This is a genomic window from Mycobacterium sp. (assembly GCF_050701515.1).
Classification (GTDB): Bacteria; Actinomycetota; Actinomycetes; order Mycobacteriales; family Mycobacteriaceae; genus Mycobacterium.
The window spans coordinates 31,374-45,350 of record NZ_JBOGDB010000001.1; the positions used below are offsets into that span (position 1 = coordinate 31,374).

Genomic DNA, 13,977 nt, shown 5'->3' on the forward strand with positions numbered 1-13,977 from the left:
CCTCACACCGCCCCGGTGAAGCCGTGTTGCCGCCAGGCCTCGTAGACCGCCACCGCCGCGGCGTTGGACAGGTTCAGGGATCGCCGGCCGGCCAGCATCGGGATGCGCACCCGCGAGGTGACGTGCGGGTCGGCCAACGTGTCGGCGTCCAGGCCGGTGGGTTCGGGGCCGAACATCAACACATCGCCCGGCTGGTAGGAGACCTCGGCGAACGATGTGGTCGCGTGCGCGGTGAAGGCGTGCACCCTGGTCGGTGACATGGCGTCCCACGCGTGGGCCAAGCTCTGGTGCACGGTGACCGACGCGAGGTCGTGGTAGTCCAGGCCGGCCCGTCGCAGCCGGGGTTCGGACAGCTCGAATCCCAGCGGCTCGACCAGATGCAACTCGCAACCGGTCGCGGCGACCATCCGGATCGCGTTACCGGTGTTGGGTGCGATGCGCGGGGAGAAGAACATCAGCCGAAACATTTGACGATGATCGCAGTTCGTCTTCTGGATATTTGCTCGAATGCCGGGTAAGTGGGCCCCGACGATGGCTGTGAACTCTGTCTGTTCAGTAAGAATTGTGGAAACGGCAGCGTGTGGCTGGCATACTCGACCAATTGCCAGGCGTACAACGCCCGCCCAAACTCGGGCGAAATCAGCAGGAAGCCTTATGAACGACGCTCCATTACCCAAATACGGACTCGCGGCCGGTAGCGCGGCCGGGCGGCGATGACCACGTTTACGCAGCAAGAGCTGGTCGACGGGGTAGTTACCGAAACGGAGGCGCCCCCGCCCGCCCCGACCAAACGTTCATCCAGATGGGCGCTGAAGAACTGGCCGGTTCGCCGGAAGGTCATAGCGATCGTGTTGGTGCCGCTGATTCTGGCCGGCGCCTTCGGCGGTCTGCGGATCTACTCGAACACTACCGAAGCCCGCGATCTGCAACGCGCCGCCGACCGCGCCGAAATGGTGCCCGCGATCGTTAGCTACGTGACCGCCCTCAATGGCGCAATGTTGGCCCCGTCGACCGGTGGGGACACTCAGGCGGCGGTCAGCGCATTCGACGCCAGCCGCAGAGAGCTGCAGCGTCGGCTCGCCGACACCGACGTCGCGCCGGACGTCCGCAAGGGCGTCACCAGCATGCTCGACGGCGGCCAGGCGCTGTTGGAGAAGGTCACCTCGAACACCATCGGCCTGCGCGACCGGATCACCGCCTATGCGCCGATCCTGCTCACATCCGAGGACGCCATCACCGGATCGGTCCGGGTGGAGGACGAGGGCATCCGCACCGCGACGCAGGGCCTGACCCGCGCCGTCGGCGCCCGCGGCCAGATGATGATGGAGCAGCTGCTGGTCAACCTGGGCGCGGAGCTGCCCGAACCGGAGCTGCGTACGTCGATGATCACCCTCGCCGGTACCGAGCCGTCCACGCTGTTCGGGATGAGCCAGGTACTCGGCATCGGCTCGCCGGAGGCCCAGCAACTGCAGGCCGAGTACGTCCGCCGGACGGCCATCATGTCGGACCCGGCCATCGTGCTGGTCAACAACCCGGATCTGACCCAGTCGCTGCAGGCCACCGACCAGATCGCCGCGCAGATGATCGACCGCACCGCGCCGGCGGTTACCGCGGCGGTCAAGGACCAAGCGTCGGTGGCGCGCACCGAAGCCATCCGCGATTCGGCGATCGCGCTCGGTGCGCTGCTGCTGGCCCTGCTGGTCGTGACGCTGGTGGCACGCTCGCTGGTCCGGCCGCTGCGCGTGCTGCGAAACAGCGCCCTGCGGGTTGCCCACGACGACCTGGCACGAGAAATCGAGCAGGTCCGGGCGGGCAAGGAACCCGGTCCGGTCCGCCCGATCCCGGTGCACACCACCGAGGAGGTTGGCCAGGTCGCGCACGCCGTCGACGAGCTGCACGAACAGGCCGTCTACCTGGCCGGAGATCAGGCCCGGCTGCAAATGCAGGTCGGGGACATGTTCGAAACGCTGTCGCGGCGCAGTCGCTCGCTGGTCGACCAGCAGCTGTCGCTGATTGACCGGCTGGAACGCAATGAGGAGGACCCGCAGCGGCTGGAGAGCCTGTTCAAGCTCGATCATCTGGCGGCGCGGATGCGTCGAAACGGCGCCAACCTGCTGGTGCTCTCGGGTGCGAGGGTGCCCCGGGAGCAAGCCGAGGCGGTGCCCGTCTCGGCGATCATCAACGCCGCGGCCTCCGAGGTCGAGGACTACACCCGCGTCGTCACCGCAACGGTGCCCGACAGCGAGATCGTCGGGTTGGTCGCTGGCGACCTGGTGCATCTGCTCGCCGAGCTGCTGGACAATGCGCTGCGCTACTCGCCGCCGATCTCGCAGGTGCGAGTGTCGGCCGTGCACACCGGAAACGGCGGGCTCGTTGTCGAGGTCAGCGACATCGGGCTCGGGATGACCGAATCCGATCTGCGGGTCGCCAACACGCGGCTGCAGTCCGGCGGTGAGGTGAATCCGTACACCGCGCGGCACATGGGCCTGTTCGTGGTCGGGCGGCTCGCCCAGCAGCATGGCCTGGTGGTTCGGCTGCGCAGCACCATTGCGGGCGAACCGAATTCGGGTACCACGGCCGGGGTCTACGTGCCTGCCGAGCTGATCGTGCACGCCGGTCGACACGATCAGTTCGACTCCCCGCCATATGGCACCCCTGCCGATGCGCGCTCCGGGATCGCGACCGCACTCGCCCTGGACGAGGTTCACGAGTTCGCCGAGGGTGGCGACGATCTGGTCGGCGAGGAGCTCAACGGGCGCGCGGAGATCCCCGCCGCGCTGTTGCCCCAGCGCGATCCCGGCGCCAGCGGCATTTCTCGCGTTCCCGCCGCGGTCGGGCCGCCAGCTGCCGAGGACGTCGAGGATGAGGACGTCGTCGATTGGCCGGCCGATTCGATGCCGGCGCAGTCCAGCGAGCCCCAGGCTTGGGAAGAGGCCGCGCCGCCGGATGAGCGGGAGAGCTACGCGCCGACAGACACCTCCGCCTTCTTCGCGTCACGCGTCGAGGCGGCGGGCAATGGCCTGCCCGCCCCACCGCCTGCCCCACCGCAGCAGGAGCCCGAAGAACCGGCCAAGGGCACGCCCGCCGACGACGCCATCTACCAGAAGATGCTGTCCGAATGGCTGATCGATCCTACCGACCTGGCCAATAGCAGCGATCTGAATTGGGAATCCGTGTGGGATCACGGCTGGTCGGCGGCCGCCGCCGCGGAGGATGCGCCGGTGTTGTCACACACCGAGCACGGGCTGCCGGTGCGCGACCCGGGTGCCCGGCTGGTGCCGGGAGCGGCCGACGCCCCCGCGCACCAAGGTGCCGGGAACGGCGGTCACCGCAACGGCGGGGCGCACCGAAGCCACGACGGCGACGACGAGGTAGCATCGGCGGCCGAGCCCGATACCGGCGCGCATGCGGTTCCGGTACGTGATCCGGACGCAGTCCGCGCGAGCATCAGCAACCACTTCGGCGGGGTGCACGCCGCACGGTCGCACGGCCAAGAACCCAGAGGAACAGATAACGAATGACCTATCCGCCAAGTTCGACGCAGCGCGATTCGCTCGACTGGCTGGTTTCGAAGTTCGCCCGCGAAGTATCCGGCGTGACCCATGCGGTTCTGGTATCCGCGGACGGCCTGCTGATCGCCTCGAGTGAGCACATGCCCATCGAACGCGCCGACCAACTCGCCGCGGTGGCCTCGGGGCTGGCCAGCTTGTCGACCGGTGCCGCGCAACTCTTCAACGGCGGATACGTGCTGCAGTCTGTCGTCGAGATGGAGAACGGCTATCTGCTGCTGATGCGGGTCGGCGACGGCTCCAACCTTGCGACGCTGGCCACCACCAACTGTGACATCGGCCAGATCGGTTACGAGATGGCGATTCTGGTGGAGCGCGTCGGCAGCGTCGTCCAACCGTCCCGACGAACACCCCAACCCTCGTGAGCGCCGGATGGACGAACGCGAGCCGCGCGCACCTGCGGAGGAACACAGCCTGGTAAGGCCGTATACGCTGACGGCCGGTCGCACGGATTCCCGCGTCAAGCTGCCGCTGGAGGCGCCGGTGCAGGCGATCAAAACCAAGAAGCCGCGGCGGTGGCCGGGAAACGATGTGCGGGCGCGGATTTGCACGCTCTGCGAGGACAGCCCGTCGGTCGCCGAGGTGGCGGCTCATCTATCCTTACCCGTCGGCGTGGCCCGCGTGCTCATCGGTGATCTGGTGTCGTCGGGTCACCTGCGCGTGCACCACACCCTGGACGATGAGTCGACCGTCGATGAGCGCCGCGAACTGATAGGAAGGACCCTCCGTGGCTTACAAGCACTCTGAGGGGCGTGAAGCGGCGTCGACCAAGATCGTCATCTCGGGCGGTTTCGGGGTCGGCAAGACCACGTTCGTCGGCGCCGTCTCGGAGATCATGCCGTTGCGCACCGAGGCCCTGGTCACCAATGCCTCGGCGGGTCTCGACGGCCTGGACGCGACGCCGCACAAGAACACCACGACGGTGGCGATGGACTTCGGCCGGATCACCCTGGACGAGGAACTGGTGCTCTACCTGTTCGGCACGCCCGGCCAGCGCCGGTTCTGGTTCATGTGGGACGACCTGGTCCGCGGGGCCATTGGCGCGATCATCCTCGTCGACTGCCGACGGCTGCAGGACAGCTTTGCGGCGGTGGACTTCTTCGAGGCTCGCAACCTGCCATTCCTGATCGCGGTCAACGAATTCGACGACGCGCCAAAACATCCCCCGGCCGAAGTCCGCAAGGCGCTGGCGCTATCCGACGATATCCCGGTGATCACCGTCGACGCCCGTGATCGGCACTCCTCGACGGCCGCGCTGATCGCGGTCACCGAATACGCGCTGGACGTGCTCCCGTCGCTGCCCGGCTGACCTCGTGGATGACACCGAAACGGTCTGGGTGGACCGCGAATTCGACGACCACGATTTCCGCGACGACGACCTGAGGGGGCTGCGCACCGAACGCGTCGTGTTCACCGACTGCGATTTCAGCGGCGTCGACCTTGGCGAGTCCGAACATGTCGGCTCGGCATTCCGGAATTGCACCTTTCACCGGACATCGTTATGGCACAGCACATTTCGTCACTGCAGCATGCTCGGCTCGGTGTTCACCGAGTGCCGGCTTCGTCCGCTTACCCTGGTCGAGGTGGATTTCACGCTCGCCATTCTGGGCGGCTGCGATCTGCGCGGCGCCCGTTCCGACCCGACGCTGTGGACGACCGCCGCAGTGCGCGGCGCCCGCATCGATATCGAGCAGGCGCTGGCTTTCGCCGCGGCGCACGGGCTCGACGTGCACGGCGAGTGACGCTGAAAATCAGCCGGCCTTGAGCCGGATCTTCCACCGCACCAAGCTCAAGTAGCCGATGCAGATCAACCCGAGCATGCCCATGTTGAACCACCACGCGCCGGGGGTGTGCCTCCAATGCGAGTCTTGCGGAGTCAGCGGGCCCGGTACGAGTCTGATGAGGTCGATCGTCGACGCGGTGCTGGCGAATCCCCACCGCGCCGGCGTGATCCATGACAACTGGTCGAGCACCACCCGGCCCGTCACCGGGATCATGCCGCCCTGGAACACCAGCTGCGACATGATCGCGATCACCAGCAGCGGCATGATCTGCTCGTTCGATTTGGCCAGCGCCGAGAGAGCCAAGCCGACCATCGCTGCGGCCACGCAACAGGCCGCCATGTCGACGTACAGCTCGAGGGTCCGGTTGGGGATCACCGCGCCGCTGGTCACGGCTCCCGGCCCCCACTTCTTGCCCCATATGTTGATGGCGACGACGATGGCCGACTGCAGCAACGCGAAGCCGGCGAAGACGAAGACCTTGGCGAACAGGTATGCGGTCGTGGACAATCCGACGGCTTGCTCGCGGAGGAAGATCGCCCGCTCGCCGATCAGGGCGCGGATCGTCAGGGCGGTGCCCATGAAGATGGCGCCGACATTGAGCAGCACGAGGATCTGCCCCGGCTCGTTCGGCGCTTCACCACCCTGTATCGCAGGAACGGGCACGCCGAAGCCGACGTCTCCCGGCACCGACAGTGATAGCACACCCATGATGAACGGCAGCAGCGCCAGAAAGATGAAGTACCCGCGGTCGGAGACGATCAGCCTCATCTGGCGCCGGGAGATGGTCGAGAACTGCCGGCGCAGGCTGGTCCGCGTCGGCTTACCCAGGTCCGCCGGTTCCTGTGCCGCCGGTTGAGGCGGGGGTGGACCGTGCTGGGCGAGGAACCGTTTGTTGGCGGTGTCGGGGTCGCGTGCGACCCCGCTGAAGATGTCGGCCCAGTTCGTCGTCCCCATCGACGGCCCGATCTGGCTGGGCGGTCCGGAGAACGCGGTCTTGCCGCCCGGTGCCAGCAGGAGCACCTGGTCGCACACGTCGAGATAGGACAACGAGTGGGTGACCACCAGCACCACGCGACCGGCGTCGGCGAGCTGGCGCAGCATCGTCATCACCTGCCGGTCCAGTGCGGGATCCAGGCCGGAGGTCGGCTCGTCGAGAATCAGCAGCGACGGTCCGGTCAGCAGCTCCATCGCCACCGACGCGCGTTTGCGCTGACCGCCGGACAGCTTGTCGACGCGGGTGTCGGCGTGCCGGGTCATCTCGAGTTCCTCGAGCACCTGCGCAACGACCTGTTTGCGGTCTTCCTTGGTGGTGTCCGGTGGCAGCCGCAGCTCGGCCGCAAACATCAGCGCCTGCATGACGGTCAGCTGGCCGTGTACCACGTCGTCCTGGGGCACCATGCCGATCCGGGAGCGCAGCGAGGCGTATTCGGCGTGAATGTCGTGTCCCTCGAAGGCCACCGTGCCGGTCGTCGGGTGCGTGTAGCCCGCCACCAACCGGGCGAATGTCGACTTACCCGCGCCCGACGGTCCGATAACGGCCGTCAACGTGCCGGGGCGTGCCGACAGCGAGATGTTTTCCAGCAGTGTCTTGTTGCCCTCGATGGTCCACGTCACGCCGTGCACGTCCAGGCCGCCGGTGCGGGTGTCGGCCGCGGTCTCGGTGCGGCGGGCCAGCGTGCCGCCGCGGAACACCAGGTCGACGTTGCCGATGGTGACCACGTCGCCGTCGTGCAGCACTTTCGACTCGACCCGCGAGCCGTTGACGAACGTCCCGTTGATGCTGCGTTCGTCGCGGATCTCGGTGCCGCCGGCGGCGGGAACCAAGGTGGCGTGGTGCCGGGACGCCAGCACGTCGGGGATGACGATGTCGTTGTCGTTGGCGCGCCCGATCTTGGTCGAGCCCGGCGGCGCCTCGGCGGGGCGGCCGGGCCGCAGGATCTTCAGCATGCTGGTCGCGAGGTTCCCCTCGCTCGAGCGCGGGGCCGCGGTCGGACCGATCGACGTGACCGATTCGAGACTCGGCTGGGACATCGGTTGCGATACCGCGACGGGCGTCCGGGCGGGCTGCGGCCCGCTCGGGTACCGCGGCTGCTGGCCCGGCGGGTAGGTCGGTGGCGGGCCCGATGGGTACATCGGCTGGGGGCGCGAAATGCTCGGTTGCTGCGGGCGGGGTCCGGTCGCCTGCGGCGGCTCGGTGGCCCGGGCACCGCCGGGGCGCTCGGCGACGCGTATGGACGTCGTCGGTGGCCGACCGGCTGACCCGTCGTGACGGCCGACCTCGAAACTCAGCTGGGGGCCGTCGGGGTTACCGATGTTGACGTTCTGACCGTCCTGGATGTCAATGGTGGGGACCCGGCGCCCGTTGACGAACATGCCGTTGAGGCTGCCGTTGTCGACGGCCACCCATCGACCCTGGTCGAACCGCAGCACCAGGTGTGCCCGGGAGATCAGCGGGTGGGCGATGCGCACGTCGGCGCGCAGGTCGCGGCCTATCACCACGTCGTTGCCGGCTGCGAAGGAGCGCGCGGATCCTTCATACCGAACGGTCAGCGCGGGGGAGGCGGGGCGGCTCATCGCGACCAACTCTATAGGTATCACCGGCTGCTACGACGCGTGACCGCGAGGTCAGGAAACCGGCGCCGACGCCGGGCTAGTGGGTGGCCGCCGGCGACCCGGTGACCACGCAGTGGGTGCGGGTGTAGATGGTGACCATGCACTCGTTGCAGTGCGTGCACGCCGATCGCACCGAATGCGCGTCGCCGTCGGCCTTGATCCGGTTGATCAGGTCGGGTTCGGCGAGCAGCGCGCGTCCCATGGCGACGAAGTCGAAGCCCTCCGCCATCGCCAGGTCCATCGTTTCGCGGTTGGTGATGCCGCCCAACAGGATGAGCGGCAGCTTCAGCTCGGCGCGGAACAGCTTGGCGTCCCTCAATAGATAGGCCTCCCGGTACGGGTACTCCCGCAGGAACTTCTTGCCGAGAATTCGGACGCCCCAGCGCATCGGCCGGTGTATGCCCTTGGCGAACCCCTTGATGGGGGCGTTACCGCGGAATAGATACATCGGGTTGACCAGTGAACTGCCCGCGGTGAGTTCGATGGCGTCGAGGCCACCGTCCTCCTCGAGCCATTTGGCTGTCTGCAGCGATTCATCCGTGGAGATGCCGCCGCGCACCCCGTCGGCCATGTTGAGCTTGGCGGTCACCGCGATCGGGGTGCCCTCCTTCTCCACCGCGCGCCGTACCGCCATCACGATGCCGCGTGCCACCTTGGCGCGGTTCGCCAGCGACCCCCCGAACTCGTCGTCGCGCCGGTTGATCAGCGCGCTGAGGAATGAGCTGGCGAGGTAGTTGTGGCCCAGGTGAACCTCGACCGCGTCGAACCCGGCCTCGATCGCGAACCGCGCCGCGGTGGCGTGGTCGGCGATGACCTTGTCGATGTCGTCACGCGTAGCCCGCTTGGCGAACTTCAAACCGGCGGGGTTGAACAGCCGGACCGGTGCCAGCGCCTTGCCCCGGTATGTGCGGAAGTGGGCGACGGGTCCGGCGTGGCCGATCTGCGCGCTGATCGCGGCGCCTTCGTCGTGAATGGTGTCGGTCAGCTTGCGCAGACCGGGAATCGCCTCCGGGCGCCACCAGATCTGGTCGAAATCGGTGCGCCCATCCGGTGACACCGCTAGATAGGCCACCGTGGTCATGCCGACCCCACCCGCGGCCGGCAGCCGGTGGTAGGTGATCAGGTCGTCGGTGACCAGCGCTTGCGGCGTGGCCGCCTCGAACGTCGCCGCCTTGATGATGCGGTTGCGCAGCGTCACCGGGCCGAGCTTGGCCGGGGTGAACACATTGGGCTGCGTGTTCATACTCGCGAGCCTGCCACAATGGCTGCCGTGGGCGCGATCACGCTGGACGGTAAGGCCACCCGCGACGAGATCTTCGTCGACCTCAAGGAACGGGTGGCGGGGTTGACGGCCGCCGGCCGCACCCCGGGGCTGGGCACCGTCCTCGTCGGCGACGACCCCGGCTCGCAGGCCTACGTGCGGGGCAAGCATGGCGACTGCGCCAAGGTGGGCATCAACTCGATCCGCCGCGAGCTGCCCGCCGACATCAGCCAGGCCAAGCTTGACGAGACGATCGACGAGCTCAACGCCAACCCCGACTGCACCGGCTACATCGTGCAGCTGCCGCTGCCCAAACATCTCAACGAGAACGCCGCATTGGAACGCGTCGACCCCGGCAAGGACGCCGACGGCCTGCACCCGACCAATCTGGGCCGTCTGGTGCTCAACGAGTCGGCGCCGCTGCCGTGCACGCCGCGCGGCATCGTGCACCTGCTGCGGCGCTACGAGGTGGAGATCGCCGGCGCTGAGGTAGTAGTGATCGGCCGTGGCGTCACCGTGGGCCGGCCGCTCGGGCTGCTGCTCACCCGGCGGTCGGAGAACGCCACGGTGACGTTGTGCCACACCGCAACTCGGCACCTTCCACAGCACACTCGCGAGGCCGATATCATCATCGCCGCGGCGGGCGTGCCGCACATGGTGACCGCGGAGATGGTGCGGCCGGGTGCGGCGGTGGTCGATGTGGGCGTCAGCCGGGACGAGGACGGGAAACTCGTCGGTGACGTGCACCCCGAAGTGTGGGAGGTGGCCGGCCACGTGTCGCCGAATCCCGGCGGGGTCGGCCCGCTGACCCGGGCGTTCCTGCTGACCAACGTCGTCGAGCTCGCCGAAGCACAGTTGTTGTGACCGCTCGGGAATTCGCGCGCAAGGTGGTCCGCGGGCAGTGGCCGATTCTGCTGGTGGGTGTGTTCTTCGTGGCCGCGTTCGGCTTGGTGATCACGGGGTATTGGCGACGAGGTGCGCTGGTGCTCGGCATCGGTGTCGCCGTCGCGGCGGCGCTGCGGCTGGCGCTCACCGATGATCGGGCCGGCCTGCTGGCGGTGCGCAGCAAGGGCATTGACTTCGTCACCACGGCCATCGTCAGCGCGGGCGTGATCTACATCGCCTGGACCATCGACCCGCTCGGCACAGGTTGAGCACGCTGCTAGGCGAGGGTGGCGCGGATGCAGACGGTGACGTACGGCAGCGCCAGGCCGGTGGTGTTGGCCAGCGCCGGGTGGGTGGCCAGCAGTTCCCGCACCCGCTCCAGGGTTTGGGTGCGCACATCCGTCGGTGAGGTGATGCAGTAACTGCGCGATGCGACCAGGTCGATAAGCGCCTGCGGCGTCAGATAGTTCGTCCACTCGAGCTGGTGGCGTTCGGTATCGTCGAACGGCTCCGAGAGCGTGACCTTGCTGTTGAACGGGTCGTCCTCGTGACCGATGATGCGGCCCAGATCCTTGACCCAGCCCAGCCGCTCGTCGCGGGCGTTCCACACCAGACCCAGCCGACCGCCCGGCCGCAGCACCCGCGCCACTTCCTTGACCGCGCGCTCGGGATCAAACCAGTGCCACGCCTGCGCGACCAGCACCGCGTCGACGCTGTCGTCGGGCAGCGGAATGTCTTCCGCGGTGCCCAGCAGCGCCGACGTGTCGGGCAGCGAATTGCTCAGCAGCTCCAGCATTTCCGGGATCGGGTCGACGGCAACGACCCCGAGCCCCCGCTCCACCAGGCGGGTGGTCAGCTTGCCGGTGCCGGCACCGAGGTCGAGGACATCGCGGGCATCCGCTGGCAGCAGCCAGTCGATGGCTTCCGGCGGATACGACGGCCTGCCGCGCTCATATGCCGCGGCTTCTGCGGCGTACGACAGGGAACGCTGCTGACTGGGCTGTGCTGTCGGCTCTTCGCCCGAGCGGCTCATCGCTGTCACCTCTCCGCCAGATCCAGGGTCTGGCGGATCAGGTTGCCGACGGCTTCGGTCTCGACCAGGAAGCCGTCGTGGCCATAGATCGAGTCGACGATGTGCAACTCGGTGCAGCCGGGCAGCAACTCGACCAGCTCCTCCTGCAGTCGCAGCGGGTAGAGCCGGTCGGAGGTGATGCCCCCGACGACCACCGGCACCGGACAGTTGGTCAGCGCCGCGCGGACGCCGCCGCGACCCCGTCCCACGTCGTGACTGGACAACGACTCGGTGAGCGCGACGTATGTGCCCGCGTCGAATCGTGCGAGCAGCTTGTGGCCCTGATGCTCCAGGTAGCTCTGCACCGCGAAGCGCCCGCCCGTCGCTGGGTCCTCGTCACCCTGGGCGTCGTTGGCGAACCGGGTGTCCAACTCCAGTTCGCCGCGGTAGGTCAGGTGCGCGAACCGACGCGCGATCTCCATGCCGAGGTCCGGCGATCGGCCGGTTCCGTAGTAGTCGCCGCCCTGCCAGTTCGGGTCGGACTGGATCGCGGCGATCTGCGAACTCTGGGTGCCGATCTGGTCAGCGGTGGCCCGGGCCCCGACCGCGAGCAACAACGCCGACCGCACCTTGTCGGAGTGGCTGACCATCCATTCCAGCGCCCGCGCGCCGCCCATCGAGCCGCCGACCACCGCCGCCACCTCGGTGATACCGAGAGCCGCCAGCGCGGCAACGTCGGCCTCCACCTGGTCGCGCACCGACACCAGCGGAAACCTTGAGCCCCAAGGCTTTCCGTCCGGAGCGAGCGAACTCGGTCCGGTGGAGCCGCGGCAGCCGCCCAACACATTGGTGGCGATCGCACACCACCGACCGGTGTCGATCGGGGCGCCTGGACCGGCCACGCCATCCCACCATCCCGGTGTCGGGTGCTCCGGGCCGGCCGGACCGGTGATGTGCGAGTCACCGGTCAGCGCATGCAGTACCACCACCACGTTGTCGCGGTTGGGCGACAGTTCGCCCCACCGCTGCACGGCGATGGAGACATCGTCGATGACGGCGCCGTTCTCCAGCGTCAGCGAGCCGATGTCGACGACCGCGACCTCACCCTCGGCGGGCAGCGCGGTAGTGGGCACGTCAAAGATTGTCACGTCAGATGTCCTCACGACCGTCATCTAAAACGCAGAGACCGTCTGCGGATCGGCGGTCCCCGACGCGCGCAGTGGGCGCGCCGCGGCGAAACCCTGCTCGAGGTCGGCGAGGATGTCATCGATCCCTTCGATACCGACCGCCAGCCGCACCAGGCCCGGCGTGACACCGGTGGCCAGTTGCTCCTCGGGGGTCAGTTGGGCGTGGGTGGTCGACGCCGGGTGAATGACCAGCGAGCGCACGTCGCCGATGTTGGCGACGTGGCTGTGCAGCGTCAGCGCGTTGACGAACGCCTTGCCGGCATCAACGCCGCCGGCCAGTTCGAAAGCCAGCACCGCACCGGTTCCCTTGGGCGCCAGCTGCTTTCCCAGCTCATACCACGGCGAGCTGGGCAGCCCCGCGTAATTCACCGAGATCACGTCCTCGTGCCCGGCCAGGTACTGAGCGACGCGTTGCGCATTCTCTACATGTCGCTCAACGCGCAGACTCAGCGTCTCTAGTCCTTGTGCGACCAAGAAAGCGTTGAACGGCGATGCCGCCGAACCCAGGTCGCGCAGCAGTTGCACCCGCGCCTTCAGGGCGAAGGCGGGCGGCCCCAGCTCGGCGAACACCACCCCGTGGTAACTCGGGTCGGGCGTGGTGAAGCCGGGGAACTTCCCGTTGGTCCAGTCGAAGGTGCCGCTGTCGACGATCACGCCGGCGATCGCGGCGCCGTGTCCGCCCAGGTACTTGGTGGCCGAGTGCACGACGATGTCGGCGCCGTGGCTGATCGGCTGGATCAGGTACGGGGTGGCGACGGTGTTGTCGACGATCAACGGCACCCCGGCGTCGTGGGCGATCGCCGCGAGGTTGGGGATGTCCAGGATGTCGTTCTGCGGGTTCGAGATGGTCTCGCCGAAGAACGCCTTGGTGTTCGGCCGCACGGCCGCGCGCCAGGACTCCAGGTCGTCGGGGTCCGCCACGAAGCTGACCTCGATGCCGATCTTGGGCAGCGTGTAGTGGAACAGGTTGTACGTGCCGCCGTAGAGCCGCGGGCTGGACACTATGTGGTCACCGGCGTTCGCGAGGTTGAGGATCGCGAAGTGCTCGGCGGCCTGGCCCGATGCCAGGAACAGCGCCGCGACGCCGCCTTCCAGCGCTGCGATGCGCTGCTCCACGACATCCTGCGTCGGGTTCATGATCCGGGTGTAGATGTTGCCGGGCTCGGCGAGGCCGAACAGCGCGGCGGCGTGATCGGTGCTGTTGAAGGTGTACGACGTGGTCTGGTAGATCGGCAGCGCCCGCGCGTTGGTGGCGACATCGGGGGTTTGCCCCGCGTGGACCTGTTTCGTCTCGAACGACCAGCTTGCCGTCGGGTCGTCGAGCGTGTTTTCGGTGCTCATGGGTGTTTCTCCTGTTGTGATGGGGCCGGCTCGGCTCGGTTCGACGTACTCAGCAGGAACTGCGCACGACGGACCTCACCTGTCTCTTGGGGGCCCGTCACAACGGACCCGCGCTTGCCGGTAACCGCTAACGGCTACTCAACCTGGTCATCACCCGGGGCACCCCACCGCGGTTGGAGGGTTGCCGGCCAGCAAGCCGGGGCTTGACGCTGGCGCTCATGACCGATGAGAAGGGTATCGCATGTTGCTGACTGGGCGCCAGCGGGGTGATCATGAAGCGCCCGGAGCGGCCGGTGCCCAGACCCTGCCGCACGCGTAGGTTCGT

Annotated in this window: 13 protein-coding genes and 1 riboswitch; of the genes, 7 read left to right on the forward strand and 6 right to left on the reverse strand. The window is 67.9% G+C overall.

All coding sequences use genetic code 11. The features are described 5' to 3' along the window. Window positions 1-2: 2 nt before the first annotated feature. Window positions 3-467, reverse strand: a complete 465-nt coding sequence (locus ACRDU5_RS00140) for a tRNA (cytidine(34)-2'-O)-methyltransferase (protein WP_526612190.1) — start codon at window positions 465-467, stop codon at window positions 3-5. 246 nt (window positions 468-713) lie between these two features. On the opposite strand from ACRDU5_RS00140, the gene ACRDU5_RS00145 reads away from it, so the two are divergent. The 5 genes from ACRDU5_RS00145 to ACRDU5_RS00165 are packed head-to-tail and all read left to right on the forward strand — an operon-like array spanning window position 714 to window position 5,311. Beyond that, the gene (locus ACRDU5_RS00145) at window positions 714-3,521 is read left to right on the forward strand and encodes an ATP-binding protein (RefSeq protein WP_526612191.1); all 2,808 of its coding nucleotides are present in this window, start codon (window positions 714-716) and stop codon (window positions 3,519-3,521) included. After that, window positions 3,518-3,934 carry a roadblock/LC7 domain-containing protein gene (locus ACRDU5_RS00150; RefSeq protein WP_526612192.1) on the forward strand — a complete coding sequence of 139 codons (417 nt, stop codon included), beginning with the start codon at window positions 3,518-3,520 and terminating at the stop codon, window positions 3,932-3,934. The genes ACRDU5_RS00145 and ACRDU5_RS00150 overlap by 4 nt, the downstream gene beginning before the upstream one ends. 7 nt (window positions 3,935-3,941) lie before the next feature. Continuing rightward, a complete protein-coding gene (locus tag ACRDU5_RS00155) occupies window positions 3,942-4,316 on the forward strand; it encodes a DUF742 domain-containing protein (RefSeq protein WP_526612193.1) in 375 nt (124 codons plus the stop codon). Continuing rightward, a complete protein-coding gene (locus ACRDU5_RS00160) occupies window positions 4,297-4,878 on the forward strand; it encodes a GTP-binding protein (RefSeq protein WP_526612194.1) in 582 nt (193 codons plus the stop codon). Before ACRDU5_RS00155 ends, ACRDU5_RS00160 begins: the two co-directional genes overlap by 20 nt. A 4-nt stretch (window positions 4,879-4,882) precedes the next feature. Continuing rightward, the gene (locus ACRDU5_RS00165) at window positions 4,883-5,311 is read left to right on the forward strand and encodes a pentapeptide repeat-containing protein (protein ID WP_526612195.1); all 429 of its coding nucleotides are present in this window, start codon (window positions 4,883-4,885) and stop codon (window positions 5,309-5,311) included. Between the two features lie 9 nt (window positions 5,312-5,320). On the opposite strand, the gene ACRDU5_RS00170 is transcribed toward ACRDU5_RS00165, so the two are convergent. Both ACRDU5_RS00170 and ACRDU5_RS00175 read right to left on the reverse strand, forming a co-directional pair. After that, on the reverse strand, window positions 5,321-7,927 hold the full coding sequence (locus ACRDU5_RS00170) for an FHA domain-containing protein (RefSeq protein ID WP_526612196.1): 2,607 nt from the start codon (window positions 7,925-7,927) through the stop codon (window positions 5,321-5,323). A 76-nt stretch (window positions 7,928-8,003) separates the two neighbouring features. Further along, complete coding sequence (locus ACRDU5_RS00175; protein WP_526612197.1) at window positions 8,004-9,209, reverse strand: NADH:flavin oxidoreductase; 1,206 nt, start codon at window positions 9,207-9,209, stop codon at window positions 8,004-8,006. A 27-nt stretch (window positions 9,210-9,236) separates the two neighbouring features. On the opposite strand from ACRDU5_RS00175, the gene ACRDU5_RS00180 reads away from it, so the two are divergent. Next, window positions 9,237-10,091 (forward strand): bifunctional methylenetetrahydrofolate dehydrogenase/methenyltetrahydrofolate cyclohydrolase, encoded by an 855-nt coding sequence (locus tag ACRDU5_RS00180; protein WP_526612245.1) that lies wholly within the window; start codon window positions 9,237-9,239, stop codon window positions 10,089-10,091. Further along, window positions 10,088-10,381: a DUF3017 domain-containing protein gene (locus ACRDU5_RS00185; protein ID WP_526612198.1), complete on the forward strand. Its 294-nt coding sequence runs from the start codon at window positions 10,088-10,090 to the stop codon at window positions 10,379-10,381. The genes ACRDU5_RS00180 and ACRDU5_RS00185 overlap by 4 nt, the downstream gene beginning before the upstream one ends. Before the next feature lie 8 nt (window positions 10,382-10,389). Here the strand turns inward: ACRDU5_RS00185 and ACRDU5_RS00190 are convergent, their stop codons facing one another. Genes ACRDU5_RS00190 through ACRDU5_RS00200 form a run of 3 tightly spaced genes read right to left on the reverse strand, consistent with a single transcriptional unit; the run spans window position 10,390 to window position 13,652 of the window. Beyond that, the gene (locus tag ACRDU5_RS00190; protein ID WP_526612199.1) at window positions 10,390-11,145 is read right to left on the reverse strand and encodes a class I SAM-dependent methyltransferase; all 756 of its coding nucleotides are present in this window, start codon (window positions 11,143-11,145) and stop codon (window positions 10,390-10,392) included. A 5-nt stretch (window positions 11,146-11,150) separates the two neighbouring features. Beyond that, complete coding sequence (gene metX, locus ACRDU5_RS00195) at window positions 11,151-12,272, reverse strand: homoserine O-acetyltransferase MetX (protein WP_526612200.1); 1,122 nt, start codon at window positions 12,270-12,272, stop codon at window positions 11,151-11,153. A gap of 24 nt (window positions 12,273-12,296) precedes the next feature. Continuing rightward, window positions 12,297-13,652 (reverse strand): bifunctional o-acetylhomoserine/o-acetylserine sulfhydrylase, encoded by a 1,356-nt coding sequence (locus tag ACRDU5_RS00200; RefSeq protein WP_526612201.1) that lies wholly within the window; start codon window positions 13,650-13,652, stop codon window positions 12,297-12,299. Between the two features lie 105 nt (window positions 13,653-13,757). Continuing rightward, a riboswitch (SAM riboswitch) is annotated at window positions 13,758-13,876 on the reverse strand. Between the last annotated feature and the right edge of the window lie 101 nt (window positions 13,877-13,977).

Excerpts from the sequence above, each read along its gene's own strand:
- ACRDU5_RS00190 (WP_526612199.1), bottom strand. The coding sequence starts at position 11,145 with ATGAGCCGCTCGGGCGAAGAGCCGACAGCACAGCCCAGTCAGCAGCGT.
- ACRDU5_RS00170 (WP_526612196.1), bottom strand. The coding sequence starts at position 7,927 with ATGAGCCGCCCCGCCTCCCCCGCGCTGACCGTTCGGTATGAAGGATCC.
- ACRDU5_RS00145 (WP_526612191.1), top strand. The coding sequence starts at position 714 with ATGACCACGTTTACGCAGCAAGAGCTGGTCGACGGGGTAGTTACCGAA.
- ACRDU5_RS00200 (WP_526612201.1), bottom strand. The coding sequence starts at position 13,652 with ATGAGCACCGAAAACACGCTCGACGACCCGACGGCAAGCTGGTCGTTC.
- ACRDU5_RS00140 (WP_526612190.1), bottom strand. The coding sequence starts at position 467 with ATGTTTCGGCTGATGTTCTTCTCCCCGCGCATCGCACCCAACACCGGT.
- ACRDU5_RS00150 (WP_526612192.1), top strand. The coding sequence starts at position 3,518 with ATGACCTATCCGCCAAGTTCGACGCAGCGCGATTCGCTCGACTGGCTG.
- ACRDU5_RS00175 (WP_526612197.1), bottom strand. The coding sequence starts at position 9,209 with ATGAACACGCAGCCCAATGTGTTCACCCCGGCCAAGCTCGGCCCGGTG.
- ACRDU5_RS00155 (WP_526612193.1), top strand. The coding sequence starts at position 3,942 with ATGGACGAACGCGAGCCGCGCGCACCTGCGGAGGAACACAGCCTGGTA.